30 protein-coding genes and 1 other RNA gene are annotated in these 26996 nt (G+C 62.7%); 25 read left to right on the forward strand and 6 right to left on the reverse strand.

The genetic code is table 11. The features are described 5' to 3' along the window. Positions 1-55 precede the first annotated feature (55 nt). A complete protein-coding gene (tkt, locus tag AC27VQ_RS07520) occupies positions 56-2038 on the reverse strand; it encodes a transketolase (RefSeq protein WP_488715793.1) in 1983 nt (660 codons plus the stop codon). A 329-nt stretch (positions 2039-2367) separates the two neighbouring features. Here tkt and AC27VQ_RS07525 point away from each other — a divergent pair, with 329 nt between their 5' ends. From AC27VQ_RS07525 to AC27VQ_RS07540, 4 genes are all read left to right on the forward strand, one after another. Continuing rightward, entirely contained in the window at positions 2368-2640 is a 273-nt protein-coding gene (locus AC27VQ_RS07525; RefSeq protein WP_313522006.1) for a DUF4164 domain-containing protein, read from the forward strand. A gap of 18 nt (positions 2641-2658) precedes the next feature. Then, on the forward strand, positions 2659-3030 hold the full coding sequence (locus AC27VQ_RS07530; RefSeq protein WP_117370517.1) for a cell division protein ZapA: 372 nt from the start codon (positions 2659-2661) through the stop codon (positions 3028-3030). 50 nt (positions 3031-3080) lie between these two features. Further along, positions 3081-3239: non-coding RNA, 6S RNA (gene ssrS / locus AC27VQ_RS07535), on the forward strand. A 322-nt stretch (positions 3240-3561) separates the two neighbouring features. Further along, positions 3562-3777, forward strand: coding sequence for a hypothetical protein (locus AC27VQ_RS07540; RefSeq protein WP_313522010.1), 216 nt, complete (start codon positions 3562-3564; stop codon positions 3775-3777). 176 nt (positions 3778-3953) lie between these two features. On the opposite strand, the gene AC27VQ_RS07545 is transcribed toward AC27VQ_RS07540, so the two are convergent. Both AC27VQ_RS07545 and tal read right to left on the reverse strand, forming a co-directional pair. Further along, positions 3954-4355 carry a DUF2147 domain-containing protein gene (locus AC27VQ_RS07545; protein WP_488715794.1) on the reverse strand — a complete coding sequence of 134 codons (402 nt, stop codon included), beginning with the start codon at positions 4353-4355 and terminating at the stop codon, positions 3954-3956. A 155-nt stretch (positions 4356-4510) separates the two neighbouring features. Then, complete coding sequence (tal, locus tag AC27VQ_RS07550; RefSeq protein ID WP_488715795.1) at positions 4511-5473, reverse strand: transaldolase; 963 nt, start codon at positions 5471-5473, stop codon at positions 4511-4513. A gap of 289 nt (positions 5474-5762) precedes the next feature. On the opposite strand from tal, the gene AC27VQ_RS07555 reads away from it, so the two are divergent. Further along, complete coding sequence (locus tag AC27VQ_RS07555; protein WP_313522016.1) at positions 5763-6749, forward strand: sugar-binding transcriptional regulator; 987 nt, start codon at positions 5763-5765, stop codon at positions 6747-6749. A 6-nt stretch (positions 6750-6755) separates the two neighbouring features. On the opposite strand, the gene AC27VQ_RS07560 is transcribed toward AC27VQ_RS07555, so the two are convergent. After that, positions 6756-6977 (reverse strand): helix-turn-helix domain-containing protein, encoded by a 222-nt coding sequence (locus tag AC27VQ_RS07560; RefSeq protein ID WP_313522018.1) that lies wholly within the window; start codon positions 6975-6977, stop codon positions 6756-6758. Between the two features lie 182 nt (positions 6978-7159). On the opposite strand from AC27VQ_RS07560, the gene AC27VQ_RS07565 reads away from it, so the two are divergent. Together AC27VQ_RS07565 and AC27VQ_RS07570 are read left to right on the forward strand one after the other, a co-directional pair. Then, the gene (locus tag AC27VQ_RS07565; RefSeq protein ID WP_488715796.1) at positions 7160-7744 is read left to right on the forward strand and encodes a 5-formyltetrahydrofolate cyclo-ligase; all 585 of its coding nucleotides are present in this window, start codon (positions 7160-7162) and stop codon (positions 7742-7744) included. A 9-nt stretch (positions 7745-7753) separates the two neighbouring features. Then, positions 7754-8578 carry a TIGR00282 family metallophosphoesterase gene (locus AC27VQ_RS07570; protein ID WP_421589870.1) on the forward strand — a complete coding sequence of 275 codons (825 nt, stop codon included), beginning with the start codon at positions 7754-7756 and terminating at the stop codon, positions 8576-8578. Between the two features lie 9 nt (positions 8579-8587). On the opposite strand, the gene AC27VQ_RS07575 is transcribed toward AC27VQ_RS07570, so the two are convergent. Beyond that, entirely contained in the window at positions 8588-9124 is a 537-nt protein-coding gene (locus AC27VQ_RS07575; RefSeq protein WP_488715797.1) for a pyridoxamine 5'-phosphate oxidase family protein, read from the reverse strand. A gap of 167 nt (positions 9125-9291) precedes the next feature. Here AC27VQ_RS07575 and AC27VQ_RS07580 point away from each other — a divergent pair, with 167 nt between their 5' ends. Together AC27VQ_RS07580 and AC27VQ_RS07585 are read left to right on the forward strand one after the other, a co-directional pair. Continuing rightward, positions 9292-9786 (forward strand): hypothetical protein, encoded by a 495-nt coding sequence (locus AC27VQ_RS07580; protein ID WP_488715798.1) that lies wholly within the window; start codon positions 9292-9294, stop codon positions 9784-9786. Between the two features lie 144 nt (positions 9787-9930). Next, complete coding sequence (locus AC27VQ_RS07585; RefSeq protein WP_313522028.1) at positions 9931-10677, forward strand: YebC/PmpR family DNA-binding transcriptional regulator; 747 nt, start codon at positions 9931-9933, stop codon at positions 10675-10677. 60 nt (positions 10678-10737) lie between these two features. On the opposite strand, the gene AC27VQ_RS07590 is transcribed toward AC27VQ_RS07585, so the two are convergent. After that, complete coding sequence (locus tag AC27VQ_RS07590) at positions 10738-11739, reverse strand: LLM class flavin-dependent oxidoreductase (RefSeq protein WP_488715799.1); 1002 nt, start codon at positions 11737-11739, stop codon at positions 10738-10740. Positions 11740-11897: 158 nt separating this feature from the next. On the opposite strand from AC27VQ_RS07590, the gene ruvC reads away from it, so the two are divergent. The 16 genes from ruvC (at position 11898) to glmM (ending at position 26839) form a co-directional block, all read left to right on the forward strand. Then, a complete protein-coding gene (gene ruvC / locus AC27VQ_RS07595) occupies positions 11898-12410 on the forward strand; it encodes a crossover junction endodeoxyribonuclease RuvC (RefSeq protein WP_298094948.1) in 513 nt (170 codons plus the stop codon). Positions 12411-12465: 55 nt separating this feature from the next. Beyond that, on the forward strand, positions 12466-12726 hold the full coding sequence (locus AC27VQ_RS07600) for an AbrB/MazE/SpoVT family DNA-binding domain-containing protein (RefSeq protein WP_488715800.1): 261 nt from the start codon (positions 12466-12468) through the stop codon (positions 12724-12726). Continuing rightward, positions 12707-13123: a type II toxin-antitoxin system VapC family toxin gene (locus AC27VQ_RS07605; RefSeq protein ID WP_199564185.1), complete on the forward strand. Its 417-nt coding sequence runs from the start codon at positions 12707-12709 to the stop codon at positions 13121-13123. Before AC27VQ_RS07600 ends, AC27VQ_RS07605 begins: the two co-directional genes overlap by 20 nt. A 12-nt stretch (positions 13124-13135) precedes the next feature. Continuing rightward, a complete protein-coding gene (gene ruvA / locus AC27VQ_RS07610) occupies positions 13136-13753 on the forward strand; it encodes a Holliday junction branch migration protein RuvA (protein ID WP_117370504.1) in 618 nt (205 codons plus the stop codon). Positions 13754-13793: 40 nt separating this feature from the next. Further along, positions 13794-14834, forward strand: a complete 1041-nt coding sequence (ruvB, locus tag AC27VQ_RS07615) for a Holliday junction branch migration DNA helicase RuvB (RefSeq protein ID WP_313522037.1) — start codon at positions 13794-13796, stop codon at positions 14832-14834. A 13-nt stretch (positions 14835-14847) separates the two neighbouring features. Further along, on the forward strand, positions 14848-15345 hold the full coding sequence (locus tag AC27VQ_RS07620; protein WP_313522039.1) for an NUDIX hydrolase: 498 nt from the start codon (positions 14848-14850) through the stop codon (positions 15343-15345). Beyond that, positions 15342-15818: a tol-pal system-associated acyl-CoA thioesterase gene (gene ybgC / locus AC27VQ_RS07625; protein ID WP_488715801.1), complete on the forward strand. Its 477-nt coding sequence runs from the start codon at positions 15342-15344 to the stop codon at positions 15816-15818. The genes AC27VQ_RS07620 and ybgC overlap by 4 nt, the downstream gene beginning before the upstream one ends. Before the next feature lie 305 nt (positions 15819-16123). Further along, positions 16124-16840, forward strand: a complete 717-nt coding sequence (tolQ, locus tag AC27VQ_RS07630; RefSeq protein ID WP_117370501.1) for a protein TolQ — start codon at positions 16124-16126, stop codon at positions 16838-16840. A gap of 28 nt (positions 16841-16868) precedes the next feature. Continuing rightward, positions 16869-17321, forward strand: coding sequence for a protein TolR (gene tolR / locus AC27VQ_RS07635; RefSeq protein ID WP_313522043.1), 453 nt, complete (start codon positions 16869-16871; stop codon positions 17319-17321). A gap of 9 nt (positions 17322-17330) precedes the next feature. After that, the gene (locus AC27VQ_RS07640; RefSeq protein ID WP_488715802.1) at positions 17331-18443 is read left to right on the forward strand and encodes a hypothetical protein; all 1113 of its coding nucleotides are present in this window, start codon (positions 17331-17333) and stop codon (positions 18441-18443) included. Between the two features lie 22 nt (positions 18444-18465). Continuing rightward, positions 18466-19770 carry a Tol-Pal system beta propeller repeat protein TolB gene (gene tolB / locus AC27VQ_RS07645; protein WP_488715803.1) on the forward strand — a complete coding sequence of 435 codons (1305 nt, stop codon included), beginning with the start codon at positions 18466-18468 and terminating at the stop codon, positions 19768-19770. Positions 19771-20074: 304 nt separating this feature from the next. Next, the gene (pal, locus tag AC27VQ_RS07650) at positions 20075-20611 is read left to right on the forward strand and encodes a peptidoglycan-associated lipoprotein Pal (RefSeq protein WP_298094914.1); all 537 of its coding nucleotides are present in this window, start codon (positions 20075-20077) and stop codon (positions 20609-20611) included. Positions 20612-20764: 153 nt separating this feature from the next. Then, positions 20765-21775: a tol-pal system protein YbgF gene (gene ybgF / locus AC27VQ_RS07655; protein WP_421589878.1), complete on the forward strand. Its 1011-nt coding sequence runs from the start codon at positions 20765-20767 to the stop codon at positions 21773-21775. 20 nt (positions 21776-21795) lie between these two features. Further along, the gene (gene tilS, locus AC27VQ_RS07660) at positions 21796-23085 is read left to right on the forward strand and encodes a tRNA lysidine(34) synthetase TilS (RefSeq protein ID WP_488715804.1); all 1290 of its coding nucleotides are present in this window, start codon (positions 21796-21798) and stop codon (positions 23083-23085) included. 199 nt (positions 23086-23284) lie between these two features. Then, positions 23285-25207, forward strand: a complete 1923-nt coding sequence (ftsH, locus tag AC27VQ_RS07665) for an ATP-dependent zinc metalloprotease FtsH (protein WP_313522055.1) — start codon at positions 23285-23287, stop codon at positions 25205-25207. Between the two features lie 279 nt (positions 25208-25486). Then, positions 25487-26839, forward strand: coding sequence for a phosphoglucosamine mutase (gene glmM, locus AC27VQ_RS07670; protein WP_313522057.1), 1353 nt, complete (start codon positions 25487-25489; stop codon positions 26837-26839). The last annotated feature ends 157 nt before the right edge of the window (positions 26840-26996 follow it).

Consider the following 26996-nt stretch of genomic DNA (forward strand, 5'->3'; position numbering starts at 1 on the left):
TGGATAATCTCTTGGCGACGTCAGGGCGCGGCGGGAGGCCGCGCCCGACAGGCAATCAGGCGAGCTTGGCTTCCGCCGCGGCGACGACAGCTTCCGGCGTGATGCCGAAGTGCTTGTAGAGTTCCTTGTAGGGACCCGAGGCGCCGAAGGAGGACATGCCGATGAAGATGCCGTCCGAGCCGATGAAGTGATCCCAGCCCTGGCGGATGCCGGCTTCGACGGCGATCTTGACCGGCGAATTGCCGATGACCGCCTTCTGGTAGGCTTCCGGTTGCTCGGCGAAGAGCTCGACGCAGGGCACGGAGACGACGCGGGTCGAGATGCCCTTGGCCGACAGGGCCTGCTGGGCCTTCACGGCAATTTCGATTTCCGAGCCGGAAGCGAAGATCGTCACTTGCGCATCGCTGGCCGATACGAGGTCATAAGCACCGCGGGCGCAAAGGTTCTCTTCCTCATATTCCAGGCGAACCGGCATTAGGTTCTGGCGGGTCAGCGCGATGGCGGACGGGCGGTTGTGGCTTTCGAGCGCCAGCTGCCAGACTTCTGCCGTTTCCGTGGCGTCGGCCGGGCGGAAGACAAGCAGGTTCGGAATGGCGCGGAGTGCTGCCATGTGCTCGACGGGCTGGTGCGTCGGGCCGTCTTCGCCGAGACCGATGGAATCGTGCGTCAGGACGTGGATGACGCGGATGCCCATCAGCGCGGCAAGGCGGATCGACGGACGGCAATAGTCCGAGAAGATCAGGAAGCCACCGGAATAGGGGATCAGGCCGCCATGCAGTGCGATGCCGTTCATGGCGGCTGCCATGCCGTGCTCGCGCACGCCGTAGTGGACGTAGCGGCCGGAGAAGTCGGTCGGGGTGATCGACTTGGTCTGGCTCGTCTTGGTGTTGTTCGAGCCGGTCAAGTCGGCCGAGCCGCCGAGCGTTTCCAGGAGAACGCCGTTGATGACCTCAAGGGCATCTTCCGAGGCCTTGCGGGTGGCCGGGTTCGGCTTGGTTTCGGCGAGCTTCTTCTTGTAGGCCGAGATGGCCGAGTCGAGGCTGCTTTCGAGATCGCCGGCAAAGCGGCGGACGAACTGAGCCTTCTTCTCGGCATCCGTCTTCTCAAGGCGGGCGTCCCATTCCTTGTGAGCCTTGGCGGAGCGAAGGCCGGCCAGGCGCCAGGCGTCGAGCACGTCGGAGGGCACGACGAAGGCTTCCGATTCCCAGTTCAGCGCCTTGCGGGTGGCGGCGATTTCTTCCGCGCCGAGCGGCGAACCATGCACCTTGTGCGTGCCGGCCTTGTTCGGGGCGCCGAAACCGATCGTCGTTTTGCAGGCGATCATGGTCGGCTTGTCGGACTTCTGGGCTTCCTCGATGGCAGCGGCGATCGCGTCCGGATCATGGCCGTCGATGGCGATCGTGTGCCACTGGCTGGCGCGGAAGCGGGCATGCTGGTCGGTCGAGTCGGCAATCGAGATCGGGCCGTCGATCGAGATGTTGTTGTCGTCCCAGAAGACGATCAGCTTGTTGAGCTTCAGGTGGCCGGCAAGCGAGATGGCTTCCTGGCTGATGCCTTCCATGAGGCAGCCGTCACCGACAAGCGCGTAGGTGTAATGCTCCATGAGGTCGGAACCGAACTCGTCGCGCAGCTTGCGCTCGGCAAGCGCCATGCCGACGGCATTGGCAATGCCCTGGCCGAGCGGACCGGTGGTCGTCTCGATGCCGGCGGCGTGGCCGTATTCCGGGTGGCCGGCCGTCCTAGCGCCAAGCTGGCGGAAATTCTTGATCTCGTCGATCGTGATGTCCTCGTAGCCCGTCAGATAGAGCAGCGAGTAGAGCAGCATCGAGCCGTGACCGGCCGACAGCACGAACCGGTCACGGTTCGGCCAGGACGGGGTCTTCGGATCGAAGGACAGGAAGCGGGTGAAAAGAACCGTTGCGATATCTGCTGCGCCCATGGGCAGGCCGGGGTGACCCGAGTTCGCCTTTTCCACGGCATCCATGGAAAGGAAGCGAATTGCGTTCGCCATCCGGTCGTGTTTTTCGCGAGAGATCATGACTGTTCCGTCTTCTTCGGAGTGTTGGGCCCGACACCTTTCTGAGCATCGGTTAGGAAGCGGGTGACACATAGCAGGTGCACCGTCGGAGTCAACGAATTCGGCGGTTTTTCCGGCATTTGAGGGCCGTTTCCGCCACCTTTTTCGGCCTTTGCAAAAAGCTGTCGCAGCCATTCTTTGCAACCCGCCGAACGGCTGATCCACAGCGGGTTTCGAGCGTTGCCGGTCGTGCTGTTGACGCTTATGCCCGCAGTTGAATACTGTCAAAGCGAGAGAACCGGCGCTGGCGGCGGCGATTCGCGTTTTTTGAGAGTGCCGGTGAAGGCTTTATGACCAACGGGGAAACAGTTCGGACGGCAATCGAGGAGCTTCGCAAGGCGCTCAGCAGTCTGGACAATGCGCTCGACATGCGCTTCGAGCGCGAGCGTGATCGCGGCGACGTGGAGGGCGAAGTGCGGCGTATCAACACCGACCGCTCGCGGCTCGCCCAGGAGCTCGACCAATCCGAATTCCGCGCCAACAGGCTGGAGGAGGTCAACCGCGAGGTCTCCCGCCGTCTCGTCACGGCCATGGAAACGATCCGGGCCGTGCTCGACCGCTAATCATCAGAAAGAATCCGCATGGCACAGGTAACGGTACAGATCGACGGCAAGGCCTATCGCATGGCGTGCGAGGAAGGCCAGGAGGCGCATCTTGAAGAGCTTGCCGCCGGCTTCGATCAATATGTCGGGCACCTGAAAAGCCAGTTCGGCGAGATCGGCGACCTGCGCCTGACCGTCATGGCCGGCATCATGGTCATGGACGAACTGAACGACGTGAAGCGTCGGCTCGGCAAGCTCGAAAAGGAAGCCGAAGACCTGCGCAAGGGCCGCGAAGGCGTGATGGGCGAGGTTTCGCGCAGCGAGGAGGCGATCGCCCAGGCGCTCGGCGAGCTGACCAGCCAGATCCAGGGCATGGCCGCGAAACTCAACGGCAAGCCACCCGCCAACTGAAGCTGACGATTGCCACTGGCGAAAGACCTGCTTTCATCCTATATGTAAGTTGCGGTCTGCGCTTCCCGACAGGAACCACAATCCCTGGGGCCATACTCGATCCAAAGGGAGCTGTCCCTGGCCAGGCCCGTGGGCTTGGACATATGGCGCCCACCTACGTTTGTAGGCACCCAGGATCGTAAATCTCCATCGGTCGCCGTGGATCGCACTTTTCCTCTGCTATTTCAATGATTTCGACTGAATGGTGGCCGTTGGCACCGGTGTAAAAATTGACCCAGTCGCCGCCCTCCCGCGATTGTTGTTGAAGTTGACCGGCTCTTTTCGGATCTTCGTTTAGACGATGCCGTGCGGCTATCAGGTGGGCGATGAATACGCGGGCAAGTGCGCGTCAACGCGTATTGGCGCCACCATACGTCTTAGTTAATAGCGCCGGCTCCATCCAAGCCTATTATACAGGGATCGGCAGCATTCTATGCGCTCCATCAAATCCACAAATAGCGCTGTGTTTTGCCGGTGGTGAAGGAGGCTTTCATGCACTCCAATTCCTTTCAGCCTGAAGAACTGACAGCTGTCAAAGCCGTATACGACAACATCGTCGCGCAAGACTGGTTCGACCAGACCGAGGAAGCGCGGTCGTCATTCGCGCGCTATCTGATCGACACATATTCAATTAGCGCGATCACATCCGAGCGGTTCCGCAAGATCGTGGAGTGCTCTGCGCGAGCACACTATAGCCGCAGAAGGTAGCCATCCGGGGGCGGAAGCAAAGGGACTCGGTTTCGCAAGGAGCCGGGTCCTTTTTTGAAGCTCCCGGGCATCTCGATTTCCGGGCATTGCGGCACCGCATGCTACTCCCCGCGCGATATCCAAGAGTTCTTAGCAGAAAGAGCGTGCATTGGTTTCCAGGGATCGAACCCTTCTTCTCAAATTTTGAGTTGTTCGATGCGCTGGAACACGCCCTTGATGGTGCGGCTCTCGCCGCGGATCGGTTCGATGCGCATCAGCATGATCAGTTCGTCCGCATCATTGCGGCGAAGCTTGATGTCGAAGCTCTTGCCGGAATAGGTCTTTCGCGTTCCCCGCTTCCAGAAGCCCGCACCACCGGCAGTTTTTTCTCCTCCGGTTTCGGCGATGGCGGTCCAGTCGTTATTCGCGATGATCTGCAGGGATGCGCCGGTCTGGCGGATAGTAATGCGGCAGCTTGGGCATTCTCCGGCATTCGAGGCGATCTGCTGCCATTCGCCATGGAATGTGTCTTCGGCGGCGGCTGGCGTTGCGAGGCTTGCCGTACAAAACAAAATCATTGCTGCCAGAAAATGCCGCATGCCGGAATCCTTCACCACTTCGTTGCGGTGTAATCTAGGCGTGCAAGTCTCGCTTCGCGAGACCCTCCGCAGGGTTTGGCCTTGCATGGTTAAGCGGGCAAAAAGAAAGGCCGCCTCGAGGGCGGCCTTCGTATTTCCAGGACTGTCGGCAAACCTCAGGCGGCGGCCTTCAGTTCCTTGTCGATCATGGCGCGCAGGCTTCCGAGGTCCTTGGCGAAGGCGCGGATGCCTTCGGAAAGCTTTTCGGTGGCCATGGCGTCTTCGTTGAGCATCCAGCGGAAGGTCTTTTCGTCGATCTTGATCGGTGAGACCTTGGCGGCTTTTTCCGGCGAGAGCTTGCGCTCCAGCGTGCCGGTGGCGGCGTCGAGCTCTTCCAGCAAAGCGGGGCTGATCGTCAGGCGGTCGCAGCCGGCCAGCGCTTCGATTTCGCCGGTGTTGCGGAAGGAGGCGCCCATGACGATCGTGTTGATGCCGTTGGACTTGTAATAATCGTAGATCGCGCGGACCGACAGCACGCCCGGATCCTCTTCCGCCGTGAAGGTCTTGCCCGATGCCTTGACGTGCCAGTCGAGGATGCGGCCGACGAAGGGCGAGATGAGGAAGGCGCCGGCATCGGCGCAGGCAATCGCCTGGGCCTTGTTGAAGAGCAGCGTCAGGTTGCAGTCGATGCCGTCCTTCTGGAGGACTTCCGCGGCGCGGATGCCTTCCCAGGTCGAGGCGAGCTTTATGAGGATGCGGTCACGGCTGATGCCGCGAGCTTCATAGGCCTTGATGATCTCGCGACCCTTGGCGATGGAGGCTTCGGTGTCGAAGGACAGGTCCGCATCGACTTCCGTCGAGACGCGGCCGGGCACGAGTTCGGAGAGCGCTGCACCGACGGAGATGGCGAGGCGGTCGGCGACGGCCGAGACGACGCCCTCGCGGTTGCCGCCCTGCGACTGGCCCCAGCGGACGGCTTCCGCCACCGTGTCGGCAAACATCGGCGTGCCGAGTGCCTTGAGCACGATCGTAGGGTTGGTGGTGCAATCGACCGGCTTCAGGCGGCGCACGGCTTCGATATCGCCGGTGTCAGCCACGACTGTTGTCATCGCGCGAAGTTGTTCAAGCTTGGACGTCATATCGAAATCCCGAATGGTTGTTGCGGGCCGCTTTCCGTTGGAAACGCCAGGCCCTCCTCCATGTTCCCTGTGAAAGCCCACCCGGCGACCGTGCTTCCTGTTTCAATCGCCGTATGGGCTGGCACACCCAATCTTCCGGCGGAATTCCGCCAGCGGATCTGAGGCGGACTATCATCGCTTCCAGGGGTAAAAGTCAAGCACTTTTGCGTAATCTCGTGAACATATGTCGCATTCTTCGTTTGCTGTGCTAAGCTGCGCGCCAGAACGATTGCAGACAGATGGAGGCGACGTGGCCAGACTCCGGCGTGACACCCATACGGCCTATTCGGAATCGGCGGCTTTGCGGCTTCGCGCCGCGTGGCTCTATTACAATCAGGGCCTTACCCAGAAGGATGTGGCGGAGAAGATCGGCGTCAGCCGCACCACAGTCATCCGCATGCTCGATGAGGCGCTGAAGCGCTCCGAGGTGCAGATCTGGATCAACGAGGGCGTCGGCGATTGCGTCGAGCTCGCCGTGCGGCTGGAAAAGGCCTACGGGCTGGACGAGGCCGTGGTGGTGCCGGCGGCCGAGAGCGCGGAGGCGACGGCCAAGGGCGTCGGCCTGGCGCTCGGCCAGTTCCTGACGGAAGCCATTCCGGACGATTGCACCGTCGGCGTCGGCTGGGGGCGTACGCTCACGGCCTCGCTTGCCAGTTTCCGCCCGGCGCGACGCGAACGGGTTAAGGTCGTCTCGCTGCTCGGCGGCGTGGTCGAGGCGCATCATATCAACCCGATCGAATACACCTGGCGGCTGGCGAGCCAGCTCGGGGCGGAATGTTATCTCTTTCTCGCGCCGCTGCTCGTCGATTCCCGCGAGACCAAGCGCAGCCTCATCGAAAAATGCGGCCTCAGGACCCTGTTCGACCTGGCAGAGAACATGGACATCGCCGTGGTGAGCTGCGGCGATATCGGCCCGCGCGCCAGCTCCCTGTCGCGTGATTTCATCGCCCGGCACGAGCTGGAGGAGCTGATCGCGGCGGGCTGCGTCTGCGATACGATGTGCAATTTCCTCGATGCGGAGGGACACACGATCGACCACCCGATCCGCCATCGCGTGATGTCGATCGATCTCGATACGGTGAAGAAGGCGCGCCATATCGTGCTCGTCTCGGGCGGCGCGCATCGTGCTCCCGCCATTCGCGCCACCATCCGGCGCATCGGCTGCAACACGCTGATCACCGATGAGGGCGCGGCTCTTGCCATGCTGCGACTGGCGGAGGCTTCCGCCGCTGCTTGATGTTTTTCAAAGCAGATCGAGACGGATGGCGCGGGTGATGGCGCCCGTAACGTTGCGGGCGTCCAGCTTGTCGATGGCGCTACGCATGGCTTGCGCCACGCGCGGCATCGTCAGGTCGGTTTCGAGCACGATCTCGGCCGGCGTCCTGCCGTGGGCGGCAAGGCAAAGGCACCGTCTTTCGATTTCGGTTAGTTCCGGCAGGTGGGAAAGATCATTATCCGAAGGCATGCGCCCCGCTTAGGGGCTCGGTTCGCCCTAGCAAAGCGCAAGCTGTTTCAATGCTTAATGGGAGCGGGCGGTTTTTCGCCTCTTTGTGCCATTGTGGGGCAGGTCCGCGGTGTCGCAAAAGAGGGAATTTGCCTTCGGTCCCTGCTAGCTGGTAAGGCACGCAAAACAGGCCGGAGACGACAGTGACATCGAGGGTAGAGAAGGCGGCGATTCGCAACGAGCGGCTGGCGCTGCGCGATGCGATGACGCCGCAGGCGCGCATCGAGGGCAGTCTTGCCATGGTGGAGCATGCCGGTGACCGGCTGGAATTCGATCCCGGCACGGTCATCTCGGGCTTCTGGCCGATCCGCTCGGAGGCCGACATCCGTCCGCTGATGGCGCATTTGCGCACGCGCGGTGCACTGCTCTGCCTGCCGGTGGTGCTTGATCGCGAGACCATCATCTTCCGCGAACTCGTCGTCGGGGCGCCGGTCGTCAAGACGGGGTTCGGCACGACGGGACCGGGGGACGAGGCCGCCGTGCTCGAACCGGATATCCTGCTCGTACCGCTTTCGGCCTTCGATCGGGCGGGGCATCGCATCGGTTATGGCGCCGGGCACTACGATCGCGCCATCGACCGCCTGAAGGCGAAAGGCCACACGCCGAAACTCATCGGCATTGCCTTCGACTGCCAGGAAGTGGCATCAGTACCCGCGGAACCGCATGACGTCGCGCTGGACGCGATCCTCACCGAGAGCGGTTTCCGTTTGTTCCAACCGGTTTTGTAAGGCAGTCAGATGCGGTTTCTTTTTCTCGGCGACATGGTGGGCAAGACCGGACGGACCGCCGTCTGGGAGCGCCTGCCGGGGCTGATCGGCGATTTCAAGCTGGATTTCGTCGTCGTCAACGGGGAGAACGCAGCCGGCGGTTTTGGCATTACCGAGGATATCTTTCTCCAGACGATCAATGCCGGCGCGGATGTCGTGACGACGGGCAACCATGTCTGGGACCAGAAGGAAGCCGTCGGCTTCGCCGGCCGGCACGACCAGTTCCTGCGCCCAGCCAATTACCCCGCCGGCACGCCCGGCCGCGGCGCCAATCTCTTCATCGCCCGCAACGGCGCGCGCGTGCTCGTCGCCAACATCATGGGCCGCGTCTTCATGCACCCGGAGCTGGACGATCCCTTTAACGCGGGCGAGGCGATCCTCGCCTCCTGCCCGCTCGGCGAGCAGGCCGATGCCGTGATCTTCGATTTCCATGCGGAAGCGACGAGCGAAAAGCAATGTTTCGGCCATTTCGTCGATGGCCGCGCCAGCGTCGTCGTCGGCACGCACACCCATGTGCCGACGGCCGATTGCCAGATCCTGAACGGCGGCACCGCCTATATGTCGGATGCCGGCATGTGCGGCGACTACGACTCCTCGCTCGGCATGGACAAGGAAGAGCCGCTCAACCGTTTCATCTCGAAAATGCCGAAAAGCCGCTTCGAGGCGGCCTCAGGTCCGGCGACGATCTGCGGCCTGGCGGTCGAGATTTCCGACCGCACGGGACTTGCCGAGAAGGTCGCGCCGCTCCGGCTCGGCCCGCGCCTTGCGGAGGCCCTGCCGGAGTTCTGGCGCTAGCTTTTCTGCTCAGACCATGTGGCGCAGGTGATCGGCGGAGCCGCCGCTCAGGTTGAGATGCGTCTTAACCCCGACATCCGGCTCCTCCTCGGGGTTGAAGTTCGCCTTGGCGATCTCCCAGCCGAATTTCAGCTTGCTGCCGGTCGAGGCCCAGATTTCGACGTCCTCGATCTCCAGCGCCAGCATGGTCAGCCGCGGATCGTCCTTACCGTGGTCGAACCAGGCCTCGACGACCGAGCTCCAGTATTCATCGACCTTTGCGGGATCCTTGCGCACCATGATCCGGCCGGCGATGCAGGCATGGTAATCGTGGTCCTTGCCGACGACGCAGAAATGCGCGCGGGCGCCCGGCACGCAGGCATCGACGATATCGGCATCCGTCTTGGTGAAGAACCAGATGGTCGCGGTCTGCCGGTCGAGTTGCGGCGCCATCGGCTGCATATGCATATGGCTGCCCTCGACGCCGAGCATGCCGGCATGAATGCGGTCGATCTCGTCGAAAAGCTGTTCCTTGGGATTTTCACGGGCAAGGGTGAGATTGGACATGGCTATTCCTCTCAAGCGTTGGAGTTGATGGACGGGGAACGTGAGGGCGCAAACAAGGTTCCAGCGAAAGCGCTCAACCGATCATGATCGCTGGCGCGGCAGGCCGCCTCTCTTGCCGAAGTGGTTGCTGGTTTCTATTGTCCTGAGTGCCTGATCCGGAGTCCTCGATGCGTTTTTCCATTGCCGCCTGCGCCGTCCTGCTTTCATCCACCGCCGCCTTTGCGGCAAGCGCGCCGACGCCCAGCGGTCCCGGAGCCGATAAGGGAAAGCCGAGCCAGAAGGAAACGCAGCCCGTCGAAAAGGCACCTGTCCGCTCACTTGGCGTCGCACAAACCTTTGTCATGCCCTCGGGCAACATTGCCTGCATCTACATCCCGGAAGGCGGGACCGATGTGTATGAGCCCGCTGATGGCGGGCCGGAGCTTTCGTGTGACCGCATGGAGCCGAAATATGTCCGCGCGACGCTCGGACGCAGCGGCAAGGCGGTGATCCTGTCCGATATCGGCGATCAGGGCTGCTGCGGCGGTGACCGGACCGTCGATTATGGCGAGACCTGGTCGGCGGGGCCCTTCACTTGCCGTTCGGAACGGACGGGGCTGACCTGCGAGCGCGACGACGGCCATTCCTTCCTGCTCAGCCGTGCCCGCATTCGCGCCGATTGAAGCCGCTGGACGCCGCGCGACAATGAAATTATAAGGCGGCATTCCAAAAATCGGGGCAGCAAGCTGGCGCGTTCCCGCGCTCGGCATGTCCCATGAACTGAACGGCGACCCGACGCGGAGCGCCAAAAACGAGACAGGGGTGCCATGGCTGGCCATTCACAGTTCAAGAATATCATGCACCGCAAGGGAAAACAGGATTCCGTGCGGTCGAAAATGTTCTCCAAGCTCGCCCGTGAAATCACGGTTGCGGCCAAGACCGGTCTGCCCGACCCGGCCATGAATGCCCGCCTGCGTCTGGCGATCCAGAACGCCAAGGCGCAGTCCATGCCGAAGGACAATATCGAGCGTGCCGTCAAGAAGGCCTCGGGCGTCGATGGCGAGAACTACGAAGAAATCCGCTATGAGGGCTACGGCCCGGGCGGCGTCGCCGTCATCGTCGAGGCGCTGACCGACAACCGCAACCGCACCGCGTCCTCCGTCCGCTCGACCTTCTCCAAGGCTGGCGGTGCGCTCGGTGAAACCGGTTCGGTGTCCTTCTCCTTCGACCGCGTCGGCGAGATCACCTACAAGCTTTCGGTTGGCTCCGCCGATGCCGTCATGGAAGCCGCCATCGATGCCGGCGCCGAAGACGTGACGACGGATGAGGACGGCCACACGATCATCTGCGGCTTCGAGGATATCGGCGAGGTCTCCAAGGCGCTGGAAGACAAGCTCGGTGAAGCCGAGACCGTCAAGGCGATCTGGAAGGCACAGAACACTGTGCCGGTCGATGAGGAAAAGGCCCAATCGCTGATGAAGCTCATCGACACACTTGAGGACGACGACGACGTGCAGAACGTCTATGCGAACTTCGAAGTTTCCGACGAAGTGATGGCCAAGCTTTCGGCCTGATCGATCGGATCACCTGATTTGAAAAGGCCGGGCGTCCCATGGGCGCCCGGCCTTTTTCGTTCATGCGGCGAGCGAGAGGCTCTGCTGCGCTTCGGCAAAGAGCCGCACGGATTTCAACCGGGCCTCCATGTCGTAGATCGGCATGGAGACGATCAGTTCGTCGGCCTTGGTGAGGTCGAGGAAATCGGCGATGCGGGCCTGGATCGTCTGCGGCCCGCCGACCACGGCATATTGCAGCGTGTGCTCGACCATGATGCGCTCCTGCTCGTTCCAGAAGGCACTCATGTCATCGACCGGCGGCGGGAAGGCATCCGGCGTGCCGCGGCGCAGGCGCACGAAGGATTGCTGCATGGAGGTGAAGATGTGGTTCGCCTCCGCATCCGTATCGGCGGCCGCCCCCATCACGCCGACCATGGCATGCGGCCTGTCGAGATAGTGCGAGGGCGTGAAGCGCTCGCGGTAGATTTCCAGCGCCGAGAGCAGCATGTCGGGCGCGAAATGCGAAGCGAAGGCAAAGGGCAGGCCGAGCATGCCGGCCAGATGTGCCGAATAATGGCTCGAGCCGAGCAGCCAGACCGGCACATTGCTATTGGCACCGGGAACGGCGAGCACCTTCTGCTGCGGGCTCGGCGGCCCCATCAGCTGCATCAGCTCGATGACATCCTGCGGGAAGTTTTCCGCGCCGCTGTCGAGATTGCGGCGCAGCGCCTGCGCGGTGCGCATATCGGTACCCGGCGCACGGCCGAGGCCGAGATCGATGCGATCGGGGAAGAGCGCCGCCAGCGTGCCGAACTGCTCGGCGATCACCAGCGGTGAATGGTTCGGCAGCATGATGCCGCCGGAGCCGACGCGGATTTTCTCCGTACCGGCGGCGACATGCTGGATGACGAGGGACGTGGCGGCACTGGCGATGCCGCGCATGCCGTGATGCTCGGCAAGCCAGAAGCGCTTGTAGCCAAAAGCTTCCGCTTCCTGCGCGAGGCGGCGGGAATTGGCCAGCGACTGGGCGACGGTGCCGCCTTCGATGACCGGGGACAGGTCGAGAATGGAGAAGGGCACCATGGGAGCGGCCTCTGTAAGGTAATTTGATCGTCCTCCCATGTAGGTTCAGTTTTGCGAAATCCAAGAAAGCCGGAGCGGGTTTTCTCGCGCTTGCGTGATGTTTTTGTTTTGTTCACATTTCGCTGGCAGGGTCCGGTGGACAGGGCTAGGATTTTCGCATGCAGGAAACGATTCGCATCATCGGCATCGATCCGGGGCTTCGCCGCACCGGCTGGGGCATCATCGAGACGCTCGGCAATTCGCTGCGCTTCGTCGCCTCGGGCACCGTGACATCCGATGGCGACATGGATCTGGCCTCGCGCCTCTGCCAGCTGCATGACGGTCTTGCCGATATCGTGCACAGCTATCAGCCGCAGGAAGCCGCCGTCGAGCAGACCTTCGTCAACAAGGATGCGACCGCAACGCTGAAGCTCGGCCAGGCCCGCGGCATCGCCATGCTGGTACCCGCCCGCGCCGGCCTGCGTGTGGCCGAATATGCGCCGAATGCCGTCAAGAAGGCGGTCATCGGTGTCGGCCATGGCGAGAAACAACAGATTCATATGATGCTGAAGGTGCTGATGCCGAAGGCGACCTTTGTGGGTAACGACGCCGCCGATGCGCTTGCCATCGCCATCTGCCACGCCCACAACCGCCAGGGCCTCTCCGGCCGCCTCGCCAAGCTCGCTGGCTGATTTGTTCTTGACTTGTTCTGGTCGCGGCGATAAGTAATACCGCAGAGGTATTACCATGCGTGTGACGGAAAAAGGTCAGGTGACGATTCCCAAATCCATTCGGGACCGGCTTGCTATCGAGCCGGGCTCGGAGGTCGATTTCGTCGTTTCCGACGAGGGTGTGATGCTGGTCAAGGTCGGTGACGGCAAGGCGGATTTCGACGATTTCGAGGCTTGGGCGGCGAGCGTCAAGGGAACGTGGAATCTCGATGGCATGACGCCGGACGAATATTTCGAATGGCTGCGAGGGCCGCGTGATGACCTCGACCCTCGTTGATACGAATGTGCTGATCGACATGCTGGGGCCGGATCGGCCGCAGCGGGCCTGGTCCTTCGCTGCACTTAAGCGGTGCCTGGAAGAGGGAGAATTGGTCCTCAATTCCATCGTCTGGTCCGAGCTTGCGACGTCGCCGCTTAGTGAACTTGAGCTGAATCTGGCTTTCGGCTGGCTGCGCATGCGGCGCGAGGCTTTGTCCTATGAAGCGGCTTTTGCCGCCGGCAAGGCGCATTACGCCTATCGGCGGGCAGGCGGGCTGCGCGAGCGGACACTTCCGGACTTCCTCGTCGGCGCGCATGCCGCAGCGCGCTCCCATCGCCTCCTCACCCGCGATGCAGCCCGTTACCGCAGCTATTTCCCCGCTCTCGACATCATCTCTCCCGAAACCCATCCCTGACGGACACCCATCATGATCGGCAAACTCAAAGGCACCATCGACGAGATCGGCGACGACCATGTGGTGCTCGACGTGCACGGGGTCGGCTATGTCGCCCATTGCTCGGCGCGCACGCTCGGCAAGCTCGGCTCGGCCGGCGAGGCGGCGGTGCTGTTCATCGAGACCTATGTTCGCGAGGACCAGTTCCGCCTTTTCGGCTTCCTGACGGCGCTGGAGCGGGAATGGTTCCGGCTGTTGCAGAGCGTGCAGGGCGTCGGCTCCAAGGTGGCGCTGGCCGTACTTTCGACGCTGACGCCGGGGGAACTGGCCAATGCCATCGCGCTGCAGGACAAGACGGCGGTGTCGCGGGCGCCGGGCGTCGGGCCGAAGGTGGCGGTGCGCATCATGACGGAACTGCGCAACAAGGCGCCGGCCTTCGCGGGTGAGGCCGCCGCGTCCATCGGGCTCAAGCAGGAGCTTGGCGAAGGGGTCGCTTCCGCACCGGTTTCCGATGCCGTCTCGGCGCTCACCAATCTCGGTTATTCGCGCGACCAGGCGGCCAATGCCATCGCGGCGGCGCTAAAGAACGGCGGGGAGGGGGCCGACAGCGCCAAGCTCATCCGGCTCGGCCTCAAGGAATTGTCGCGGTGAGGCAGTTGCCTTCCTTGGCCGGGAATGGGATTAGGGCGCGATGAGCGACGAGAACAGACTGCTGGCGCCGGAAAAGCGCGGCGAGGACATCGATACAGCGCTGCGGCCGCAGACGCTGGACGATTTTACCGGCCAGGCGGAAGCCCGCGCGAACCTCAAGATCTTCATCGAGGCGGCGAAGAACCGCGGTGAAGCGCTCGACCATGTGCTCTTCGTCGGCCCGCCCGGTCTCGGCAAGACGACGCTCGCCCAGATCATGGCCAAGGAGCTCGGCGTCAATTTCCGCTCGACCTCCGGGCCTGTCATCGCCAAGGCCGGTGATCTCGCCGCACTGCTCACCAATCTCGAAGAGCGCGACGTGCTCTTCATCGATGAAATCCATCGTCTCAACCCGGCCGTCGAGGAAATCCTCTATCCGGCCATGGAGGATTTCCAGCTCGACCTGATCATCGGCGAAGGCCCTGCCGCGCGTTCGGTGAAGATCGACCTGTCGAAGTTCACGCTCGTCGCCGCCACCACCCGTCTCGGCCTGCTCACCACGCCGCTGCGCGACCGTTTCGGCATTCCGGTGCGGCTCAATTTCTACACGGTCGAGGAACTGGAATCGATCGTGCGCCGCGGCGCGCGGCTGATGGGCCTCGGCATGACGGATGAAGGCGCGCGCGAGATCGCGCGGCGCGCGCGCGGTACGCCGCGTATCGCGGGGCGGCTTCTGCGCCGGGTGCGGGATTTCGCCGAAGTGGCGCGGGCCGAAGCGGTCACGCAGAAGATCGCCGACGAGGCGCTGACGCGGCTGCTCGTCGACAATATGGGTCTCGACCAGCTCGACCGGCGTTATCTCTCGATGATCGCCCACAATTTCGGCGGTGGCCCCGTCGGTATCGAGACGATTGCGGCTGGACTGTCCGAGCCGCGCGATGCGATCGAGGACATCATCGAGCCCTATATGATCCAGCAGGGTTTCATTCAGCGCACGCCGCGCGGCCGCGTGCTGACGGTGAATGCCTGGAAGCATATGGGGCTGACGCCGCCGAAGGATCTGGAAGCGACGCAGTTCCGCCTGAGCCTCGAGGATGAGTGAGCCGGACCGGCATATGATCCGGATCGATCGCAAGCCGCAGCTTTTCAGCTTTCGCGTGGCCGGCCTGATCTTCCGCGACGGTTATATTCTCGCCCAGCGCGGTGCGAAGGACGACTACTGGGCGCTGCCGGGCGGGCGGGCGGAAATCGGCGAAAGCTCGGAAGAAACGGTTCTGCGCGAAATGCGTGAGGAGCTGGATCGGCCGGTACGCATCGAGCGGCTTTTGTGGACGGTCGAGAACTTCTTCAGCTATGAGGGGTATGCCGCGCACGAACTCGGTTTCTACTATCTGCTTTCGCTGGAAGAGCCGTTCCCGTTCCACGAAACGGATGTCGTTCACCGGGTGGAAGACGGTGTCGAAGTGGAGTTCCGCTGGCTGCGGGCGACGCCCGCGGCACTTGCCGGGCATCGCCTGAAACCGCGCTTCATCGCCGACCGCATCGAAACCCTCCCGGCCGCGGGCGAACATCTCATCGTCCGCGAAGGCTTGCCGAAGGAAGCTCTCCCTTGACCGATCTGCCCCATCTCCTTTCCGGCGAGTTGACTGAAGCCGGCCACCGGCTCGTGCAGCGGGTCTATTATGAGGACACGGATTTTTCCGGCGTCGTCTATCACGCCCGCTACCTGCATTTCCTTGAACGCGGCCGAACGGACTATCTGCGCCTGCTCGGCGTGGAGCAGGGCAGCCTCGTTCTGGAAGAGGACCGCGAGGGGCTGGTCTTCGTCGTGCACCGCATGGAGATCGACTTCAAGGCGCCTGCGCGCATGGACGATATCCTGACCATCCAGACTGCCACCGAGAAGGCGGGCGGTGCGAAGATGATCCTCAGCCAGGAAATCCGCCGGGGCGAGCAATTGCTGATCGCCGCGCGCGTCGTCATCGCCGTCATCAACGCCGCCGGGCGGCCGCGCCGTCTGCCGGAAGGTTTGGCAGTGCGTTTTCTTGCCAAGGCGCAAGACGCGTCCGGCGCGCCTTCGCGGTAACACTCCCTTAACCATAATGATGTCTTACTCGGTTCGTGAGGATTTTGTGCACTGCACGTCATCCTTTAACCAAAATTGCCGTGAAGAAGGCAGGTTGTAAGCGTTTGACCGGCATGGCAGCCGGCGGCATCAACCGGACATTCTTGACGGATATGCGAAGCGGATGGGGGCAAAACTCCACGAGCGACGTTCGTTCTGTGAATGCCGATGCGGCTCGACCTCCCAGGAGACCGCACGGCGTGAATGTGACCCGGTTCGAGCCGTTAGCGCCCGTGCCGGGTGTTTGGATTCGGGGACATAGGTCTATGGAACAAGTGGGTTTGGAAGCGGCTGCGAATGTGTCCCTCTGGGGTCTCTTCATGCAGGCCGGATTCATCGTGAAGCTGGTCATGCTCGGCCTTCTTGCCGCGTCCGTCTGGACCTGGGCCATCGTCGTCGACAAGGCGGTGAGCTACGGCAAGGCGCGTCGCCAGCTCGACAGCTTCGAGCAGGTCTTCTGGTCGGGCCAGTCGCTGGAGGAGCTTTACCGCACACTCTCCGACCGCCAGACCTCGGGCATGAGCGCCATCTTCGTGGCGGCGATGCGCGAATGGAAGAAGAGTTTCGAGCGCGGCGCGCGCTCGCCGATCGGTTTGCAGATGCGTATCGACCGGGCGATGGACGTGACGCTGTCGCGGGAATCCGAAACGCTGGAAGCGCGTCTCGGCTCGCTCGCCACCATCGGCTCGGCCGCGCCCTTCGTAGGCCTCTTCGGTACGGTCGTGGGTATCATGACGTCGTTCCAGGCGATCGCCGGCTCCAAGCAGACCAGCCTTGCGGTCGTGGCGCCGGGTATCGCCGAGGCGCTTCTCGCCACCGCAATCGGCCTCGTCGCCGCAATTCCGGCGGTTATCGCCTACAACAAGTTCTCCGCCGATGCCGGCAAGCTGACGGCGCGCATGGAAGGTTTCGCGGACGAATTCTCCGCCATCCTCTCGCGCCAGATCGACGAGAAGCTGCAGCCGCGCGCCGCGGCGCAGTGATCGGCTAGAACAGACGGAGACGACGCCAATGGGCATGTCAGTCGGTGCAAAGAATTCGGGCGGCGGGCGCCGCCGCCGCGGGGGCGGCAAGAAGGCCCCGATCAGCGAGATCAACGTGACGCCGATGGTCGACGTCATGCTCGTGCTGCTCATCATCTTCATGGTCGCAGCCCCGCTGATGACTGTCGGGGTGCCGCTCGACCTGCCGAAGACGCAGGCGAAGGCCCTGAACGCCGATACCCAGCCGATCACCGTTTCGGTCAAGGCCGACGGCCAGGTCTACCTGCAGGAAACCGCAATCCCGATCGAGGAAATTGCCGCCAAGCTGCAGGCCGTGGCGACGACGGGTTATACCGAGCGCATCTTCGTGCGCGGCGACGGCAATGCGCCTTACGGCATCATCGCCGATGTCATGTCGCGCATCCAGGCCGGTGGCTTCACCAATATCGGTCTTGTCACCGAGCAGAAACCGGACAGGTAATCGCACGCCATGAAGGGCAGCCTTGCCACATCCGCCGTGATCCACGCCCTGGTCCTGACCTGGGCGCTGGTTGCACTCGGCAGTCCCGAGAGTTTTGAGGTCGCCGACGTCGAGGCGCTGCCGGTCGATATCGTGTCGATCGAGGAGCTGACTGAACTTCAGCAGGGCGAGAAGACGGCCGAGCTGAAGGAAAAGGCTGCACCCATTCCGACCAAGAGGGAAACATCCGTCGAGAATGCGGAAAATGCCGGTGACAACAAAGTCGACTTGAAGAATCTGCCGACGCCGGAGGAAAAGCCGCGCGACATCGAGACGGCCGCTGCGCCGGAAAAGGCCGAGAAGGCCGTGCAGACGCCGGATACCAAGCCTGTTGAGGACGTAAAGCAGGAACAGCCTGCGAGTGAGCCCACGACAGAGGTCGCAGCGGTTGCCGAGAAGAAGCAGGACGTCAAGCCGGATCCGAAGCCCGAGGCGACACCGTCCGAAGAGAAGCCGACGGTCGATCCGGAAGCCGAAGCGCTGCCGGACAAGATCCCGCTTCCTGAGATGAAGCCAAAGCTCGAGACGAAGAAGCCCGAGACGGCGGAAAAGCCGGCCGAGAAGAAGGTGGAGACGGCCAAGGCCGAGACCGCCAAGACGCCCGACCGAAAAAAAGACGAGAAGAAGAAGCAGGAAAAAGCAAGCTCCACGAACGAAACCGAATTCAATTCGGATGAGATTTCGGCACTTCTCAACAAGGAAAGGGCAGCCGGTGGCGGCGCCAAGAGTTCGAAGCAAGAGGCTGCACTCGGCGTCAAAAAACCGTCGACGGGCGCCAAGCTTTCTATGAGCGAGATGGACGCGCTGCGCGGCCAGATCCAGAACAACTGGTCGATCATTCCCGGCATGGCCGACGCGTCCGACGTGCGCATCAAGGTGACGATGCAGCTCGATCAGAACGGCGACATTATCGGCGAGCCGGAAGTGACGGCGACCGGCGGCTCGGAAGCCGCCCGCCGTGCCCTTGCCGGCGGCGCTCGCCGCGCCATCATGAAATCGCGGCCCTTCAAGGGGCTGCCGCCTGAAAAATATGACGCCTGGAGCGAAGTTGTCGTGAACTTCGACCCCAGCCAGATGATGTAAGAACTAGGAAGGCCTAGAAAAGATGTTCAGACGCACTCTCCTCCGTATGCTGGTCGTTCTGACCGGCCTCGCGGCTTTCCTGCCGCAGGCCTGGGCGGTCGTGGAAATCAACATCAACAAGGGTAATGTCGAACCGTTGCCGATCGCGGTGACGGACTTCATCGCCAGCGGTGACCTCGGCCAGCGCATCAGCGATGTGGTTGCGGCAGACTTGAAGCGGTCCGGCCTTTTCGCGCCCGTCAACAAGCAGGCCTTCATCGAGAAGATCTCCAATCCCGATCAGGCGCCGCGTTTCGAGGACTGGAAGGTCATCAACGCGCAGGCTCTTGTCACTGGTCGCGTGACGCAGGAAGGCGACGGCCGCCTGCGCGCCGAATTCCGCCTCTGGGACACCTTTGCCGGCCAGCAGCTGACGGGTCAGCAATTCTACACGCAGCCGGAAAACTGGCGCCGCGTGGCCCATATCATCGCCGATGCCATCTATGAGCGCCTGACCGGTGAAAAGGGCTACTTCGACACCCGCATCGTCTATGTCGCCGAAAGCGGCCCGAAGACGGCCCGCAAGCGTCAGCTCGCCATCATGGACCAGGATGGCTTCAACGCCCGCGCGTTGACCAACTCCAACGAGCTGGTGCTCACGCCGCGCTTCTCGCCGAACCGCCAGGAAATCACCTATATGTCCTTCGAGGGCAACCAGCCGCGCGTCTATCTGCTCCAGCTGGAGACCGGACAGCGCGAAGTGGTCGGCAACTTTCCGGGCATGACCTTCTCGCCGCGTTTCTCGCCGGATGGTCAGAAGGTCATCATGAGCCTGCAGCAGGAAGGCAATTCCAACATCTACACGATGGACCTGCGCTCGCGCACCACCACCCGTCTCACGTCAACGGCGGCCATCGATACCTCGCCGTCCTATTCGCCTGATGGCTCGCAGATCGTGTTCGAGAGCGACCGTGGCGGCAAGCCGCAGCTCTATGTGATGGGCGCCGACGGCTCCGGCCAGCGCCGCATCTCCTTCGGCGATGGTTCCTATTCCACGCCGGTCTGGTCTCCGCGCGGCGACCTTATCGCCTTCACCAAGCAGTCGGGCGGCAAGTTCTCAATCGGCGTGATGAAGACGGACGGCTCGGGCGAACGCATCCTGACCTCGGGCTTTCACAATGAAGGCCCGACCTGGGCGCCGAACGGCCGCGTGCTGATGTTCTTCCGCCAGGGTGCAGGTGCCGGCGGTCCGCAGATCTATTCGATCGACCTTTCCGGTTACAACGAGCAGCAGGTCCAGACCAAGGGCTTCGCCTCCGACCCGGCCTGGTCGCCGCTGCTGGAATAGGACCACAGGGTCACAGATAAGGCGGGTCTGCCGCGTTCTTGCCGCAAAGTCCTGTAAATCAGGCTTCACGGCGAGACGCGGCAGACCCGTTTTCGCATGACGTCCATCGCGCGGTGGTAAAGTGAATTCCCGGCGGGGCGGACAAGGAACAGAGAATGCGAGGGGCCGGGGACGGTCTTACAAGCAATCGTTAACCATAATCGTTGAGTGCGGATTAACCGACTGCGGTTACAGTCTGGCAACCCTGATTGAAAACCGTGCTTCAACGAACTTGACGCAAAAACTGATGCAAGGAGACCGGCTCATGAGCCGCATTCATTCCCCGGCCGCTGGCCGTATGCAGACCATCGCCCGCAACCCGGTGATGATCGCGCTCGTCATGACGCTGGCCCTCGCAGGCTGCGCCTCCAAGAAGAACCTGCCGAACAGCGCCGGCGACCTCGGCCTCAACGGCGGTGCCGGTGCCGCGACCCCGGGCTCGCAGCAGGACTTCACCGTCAATGTCGGCGACCGCATCTTCTTCGACACCGACTCATCGTCGGTCCGTGCAGACGCCGCCGCGACGCTCGACCGTCAGGCCCAGTGGCTGCAGCAGTATCCGAACTACGCCATCACGGTCGAAGGCCATGCCGACGAACGCGGCACGCGTGAATACAACCTCGCGCTTGGTGCACGTCGCGCTGCCGCGACCCGCCAGTACCTCGCGTCGCGCGGCGTTCCGGCAAACCGCATGAAGACGATCTCCTACGGCAAGGAAAAGCCGGTCGCCGTCTGCGACGACATTTCCTGCTGGTCGCAGAACCGCCGCGCCGTCACCGTTCTCGGTGGCGCAGGCATGTAATTCCTCGAAAAGAGGAACGCATGGAAAGGCGGCCCATCGGCCGCCTTTCTTTTTTCAACACACTTTGGCCGAACTCCGTTGCTTTTTAAGTGCATTTGGAAAACTCTTGCGCCTGCGCTTCGGCGTGTAACGGCACCAACAGGACGAACATAGATGAAGAAACTTGTCGCGGCAGGCGTTTTCAGTCTCGCAGCGGTAGCAGGCATGGTCGGGCCGATCAGCGCATCGCCGCTCTCGACGCTGACGAATGGCTTCCTGCCGGCGCAGAACGAGCGCGCGGCGAAGGGCAATGTGGTTCTGGCGCAGGCCATGGACCCGCGTGTCGGTGAGCTCGAAGAGCAGATCCGTACCCTCAACGGCCGGATCGAGGAAATGAGCTACCAGCTTCTGCAGATGCAGGAACAGCTCCGCAAGACGCAGGAAGACAACGAATACCGCTTCCAGGACCTGGAAAGCGGCAAGGGCGGCGCCAAAGGCAAGAGCGGCGCGCTCGACAAACCGGTGGATGGCGGCACGGCCGACCAGCAGACCGCAACGAACCAGGTTCCGGCGGATGATACCGCCGGAACCGACAGCCAGAGTGCTTCCAATGGCGGCACGGGCGCGCAGCCGCAGGAACTGGGCTCGATCCGCTTCGACGAAAACGGCAACCCGATCGGTGCGGCCAACAATCCCGACCTCGACAACCAAAGTGCTGCAATCGGCAACGACAACAGTCTGCCGGGCGTCGATGGCGGCAACAATCTGCCTGCGGCATCCGAATCGTCCACCGCATCGCTCGACAATCCCGACGATCTCTACAATGTCGCCTATGGCCATGTGCTGACCGGCGACTACCAGATGGCCGAGCGCGAGTTCCGCGACTATCTCGACATCTTCCCGAAGGGCGAGAAGGCGGCGGATGCCAATTTCTGGATGGGTGAAGCCCAGTATTCCCAAGGCAACTACAACGACGCGGCCAAGACCTTCCTGAACGCGCATCAGACCTTCAGCAAGTCGAAGAAGGCGCCGGAAATGCTGCTGAAGCTCGGCATGTCGCTCGCTGCCCTCGACAACCGCGAGACGGCCTGCGCGACGCTGCGCGAAGTCGGCAAGCGCTACCCGAACGCCTCCAAGGCTGTGAAGGGCAAGGTCGCGTCCGAACAGAGCCGTCTGTCCTGCTGATTGCAGACGAGCACCAGGCCGTGGCCCGCGCGGAACAGTCCGTCGTCGCGGCAGCCGGCCATCTCCTAGACAGTTTCAAGCGCCCGGCGCGTCTGCTGATCGCCATTTCTGGCGGCAGCGATTCGACCGGGCTCTTCGTGGCGCTCGCCACGCTTTGCGCCACCGGGCGCTATCCCGGTATCAGCCTTGTCGCCTGTACCATCGACCACGCACTTCGCCAGGACTCTTCCGAAGAGGCTGCGGTTGTCGCGGCACTCTGCGCCCGATATGGTATTCCTCACATCACACGCCGGTGGGATGGCGAGAAACCCGAAACCGGCCTTCAGGCGGCGGCGCGCGACAATCGATATGACTTGCTGGTGGAGGCCGCGACCGAGGCGGGTGCCGATGCGGTCCTGTCCGCTCACACGCGTGACGACCAGAACGAGACCGTCGCCATGCGCGCCGAGCGGTCGGCCGAGGGCGTGGGGCTGTCAGGCATGGCGGATGCCGTGCTGCTGCAAGGCTCGATCTGGCTGCTGCGGCCGTTTCTTTCCGTGGATCGGGCCGATATCCGGGCTTTCCTTGCCTCACGCGGCGAAACGTGGATCGACGATCCCAGCAACCTCAATCCTCGTTTCGAGCGGGTGCGCATTCGCCAGCGGGAAGGACGGGCGGAGCATGAGCGCGAGGCAGGTGACAGGTTGGCCTTGTCTGAGAGGGCCGCGGCGTTTTTGGCACGGAACGTGGTCAGGGACGATGCGGCCTTCGTGCTGGATGCGGGTTCAATCGACATCGCTCTGAGTGATCCCGCCGCCTGGCGCGGCCTGCTGATGCTCGCCGCCATGATCGGCGGACGCATTCACATGCTGGAAACGGCATCGGCCGCGCGCCTGCGCAGCTTTCTTGCCAGCGGCAGACTGTCGCGGCTTACCGCCGGCCGCGTGGTGTTTGACCGGCGGCGGGATGGGCTTTCTCTCTATCGCGAGTGCCGTGGCATCGAGACCATGACAGTGCAGGCGGGGGAATCGGCAGTTTGGGACGGGCGCTATCACGTGACCAATACCGCGCATCAGGCGATCGTCATCCGTGCCGCCGGCAATGAGGCGAATGACGAAGGGGAGGGGCGTCGTGGGCCTGCTCTGCGCGCGCTCAAAGCCATGCCACGCCTGAAATTCGAGGATGGGGCGACGGTGGCCGACGACACGGGCTTTATTCAAGCCGTCGTTGCGCCCTATCGGCTGTTCCTGCCGCGTTTCGACCTGCCGCTTGCCAATGCGCTGGCGGCCATTCTGGGCAATCCGGCTTTTCCGTCTCCGCCGAACGAATGAAGGCGCCGGCCTGCGCGTTGTGCTAGGATACCGCCGGATGTGGACGAGAGGCGTTGGAGATAGCGTTTCTCGTTGACGATAGCGTGAGAAATGCCCGTGGCCCGTGCGCTTTGCCTTGGCAAGGCCGCATGGCGACCCTATGTTAGGCGCTAAAGAAGCGGCCGGGAGACCTCGGCCGGGAAGGTACCTGGAACGTTCGATGAATCCCAATTTTCGCAACTTCGCCCTCTGGGCGATCATCGCCCTCCTGCTGATCGCGCTGTTCAGCATGTTCCAGACGAGCCCGGCGCAGACCGGCTCGCGGGAAATCCCCTATTCGCAGTTCCTCAAGGAGGTCGACTCGAGCCGGGTGAAGGAAGTGGTGATCACCGGCGAAAAGATCGTCGGCAGCTATGTCGAGACCGGCGCGACCTTCCAGACCTATGCGCCGGCGGGCGACAACTCGCTCGTCCAGCGTCTTGAGGCCAAGAATGTCGTCGTCAGCGCTCGTCCGGAAACGGATGGCTCCTCCGGCTTCCTGAGCTATATCGGTACGCTGCTGCCCATGCTGCTGATCCTCGGCGTCTGGCTGTTCTTCATGCGCCAGATGCAGGGCGGCTCGCGCGGCGCGATGGGCTTTGGCAAGTCCAAGGCCAAGCTTCTGACCGAAGCACATGGCCGCGTCACCTTCGCCGATGTCGCCGGCGTCGATGAGGCCAAGCAGGACCTGGAGGAAATCGTCGAATTCCTGCGCGATCCGCAGAAATTCCAGCGGCTCGGCGGTCGCATTCCGCGCGGCGTGCTGCTCGTCGGCCCGCCCGGTACCGGTAAGACGCTGCTCGCACGCTCCGTTGCAGGCGAAGCCAATGTGCCGTTCTTCACGATCTCCGGTTCGGACTTCGTCGAAATGTTCGTCGGCGTCGGTGCCAGCCGCGTGCGCGACATGTTCGAGCAGGCCAAGAAGAACGCCCCTTGCATCATCTTCATCGACGAAATCGACGCCGTCGGCCGTCATCGTGGCGCCGGTCTTGGCGGCGGTAATGACGAGCGCGAGCAGACGCTGAACCAGCTTCTCGTCGAAATGGACGGTTTCGAGGCGAATGAAGGCATCATCCTGATCGCCGCGACCAACCGCCCCGACGTTCTCGACCCCGCGCTCTTGCGTCCCGGCCGCTTCGACCGCCAGGTCGTCGTGCCGAACCCCGATATCGTCGGCCGCGAACGCATCCTCAAGGTTCACGTCCGCAACGTGCCGCTGGCGCCGAATGTCGATCTCAAGGTTCTAGCCCGCGGGACGCCCGGCTTCTCCGGTGCTGATCTCATGAACCTCGTCAACGAGTCTGCCCTGATGGCCGCGCGCCGCAACAAGCGCCTCGTCACCATGCAGGAATTCGAGGACGCCAAGGACAAGATCATGATGGGGGCGGAGCGCCGTTCCTCGGCCATGACCGAGGCGGAAAAGAAGCTCACCGCCTATCACGAAGCCGGCCATGCCATCGTGGCGCTGAAGGTTCCGCTCGCCGATCCGCTGCACAAGGCGACGATCATTCCGCGCGGCCGTGCGCTCGGCATGGTCATGCAGCTTCCCGAGGGCGACCGCTATTCGATGAGCTACAAGTGGATGGTCTCGCGCCTCGCCATCATGATGGGCGGCCGCGTTGCCGAAGAAATCACTTTCGGCAAGGACAATATCACCTCCGGTGCCTCCTCGGATATCGAGCAGGCGACGAAGCTTGCCCGCGCCATGGTCACGCAATGGGGCTTCTCCGATCAGCTCGGCCAGGTCGCCTATGGCGAAAACCAGCAGGAGGTCTTCCTCGGTCATTCGGTTGCGCAGCAGAAGAATGTCTCGGAAGCCACCGCGCAGAAGATCGACAACGAAATCCGCCGCCTGATCGACGAGGCCTATTCCGAGGCCAAGCGCATCATCACCGAGCAGAACCACGAGTTCGTGGCGCTCGCCGAAGGCCTGCTCGAATACGAAACGCTGACGGGCGATGAGATCAAGGCGCTCATCCGCGGCGAGAAGCCGGCGCGCGATCTTGGTGACGACACGCCGCCCAGCCGTGGTTCCGCCGTTCCGAAGGCCGGCCACAAGAAGGGCGGCGAGGCGGAAGGCGGACTCGAGCCGCAGCCGCAATAATCATCCGCAAGGATTGAAGGACGGCCGGAAAGACGTTCCGGCCGTTTTCCTTTGGTAACGAGCTGTAATCATTTCTGATCTGCGGGCAGATGCTATTTCCGCGCTTTTATGGCAAAGAAAAAACGCCGCCCGGCGCGATTAGGTTAAGGCAGGTTACGGATCTAAAGTATTTCGTCCATTAGCGGCTTGATGTATAACGCCGTTAGGCTTGGTGCACAGACACCTTGCAGCCGGGCGCAGCAGAGAGTGCCGCTAGGACTGGCGATTTCAGGAGCACATATGAAACGTCGTTATTTCGGCACGGATGGTATCCGGGGGAAAGCCAACACCTTCCCCATGACGCCTGATCTCGCCATGCGCGTCGGCATCGCCGTCGGCACCATCTTCCGCCGCGGCGCGCATCGCCATCGCGTGGTCATCGGCAAAGATACGCGCCTCTCCGGCTATATGCTGGAAAACGCCATGGTCGCCGGCTTTACCGCGGCCGGCATCGATGCCTTCGTTCTGGGCCCGATCCCGACGCCGGCGGTGGCCATGCTGACGCGTTCGCTGCGTGCGGATATCGGCGTGATGATCTCGGCCTCGCACAACCCGTTTTACGACAACGGCATCAAGCTTTTCGGCCCCGACGGCTACAAGCTCTCCGACGAGATCGAGATGGAGATCGAGGAGCTGCTCGAAAAAGACCTCATGGCCCAGCTCGCCAATTCGGCGGAAATCGGCCGGGCCAAGCGCATCGACGGCGTGCATGACCGCTATATCGAACATGCCAAGCGCACGCTGCCGCGTGACGTCACGCTGCAGGGCCTGCGGGTCGCCATCGATTGCGCCAACGGTGCCGCCTATCGCGTGGCTCCGGCCGCGCTCTGGGAACTCGGCGCCGACGTCGTGACGATCGGCAACGAGCCCGACGGTCTCAACATCAATCTCGAATGCGGCTCGACCCATCCCGAGACCTTGCAGCGCAAGGTGCATGAAGTGCGGGCCGATATCGGCATCGCGCTCGATGGTGACGCGGACCGTGTGCAGATCATCGACGAGACCGGCAAGATCATCGACGGCGACCAGCTGATGGCGGTGATTGCCGAAAGCTGGGCGGCCGACGGTCTCCTGCGCGGCAACGGCCTCGTTGCGACCGTCATGTCCAATCTCGGCCTGGAACGCTTCCTCACGGACAAGGGCCTCGGCCTCGAGCGCACCAAGGTCGGCGACCGCTATGTCGTCGAACACATGCGCAACCACGATTACAATGTCGGCGGCGAGCAGTCCGGCCATATCGTTCTCTCCGATTTTGGCACGACGGGTGACGGCCTTGTCGCCGCGCTCCAGGTGCTCGCCTGCGTCAAGCGTAGCGGCAAGACGGTGAGCGAAGTTTGCAACCGCTTCGAGCCGGTGCCGCAGGTGCTGAAGAATGTCCGTATCAAGGCCGGCAAGCCGCTGGAGGATGCGGCCGTGCGCCAGGCGATCGCCGATGCGGAAAGCGAACTGGCGAAGAACGGCCGTTTGCTGATCCGCCCGTCCGGCACGGAACCGCTGATCCGTGTGATGGCCGAAGGCGACGATCGCGGCCAGGTGGAGCGTATCGTCGACGAATTGGTGAATGTCATCGGCTCGGTGCGCAGCGCCGCCTGATTTCGCTATACCCAGATTTTTCTGAAGGGGACGGTGCTTTGCGCCGGCCTTTTCTTTGTGTCGCAAGTTTCCGGTGGAATTATGGCGCCGCTGCCGTGGCTTTTATTTAAATTTTACCAAGCCCGTGAACGCTTGTTAATGAATACGGTAAATCTTT

This window comes from Shinella sp. 20P9.1.1 (assembly GCF_057798995.1).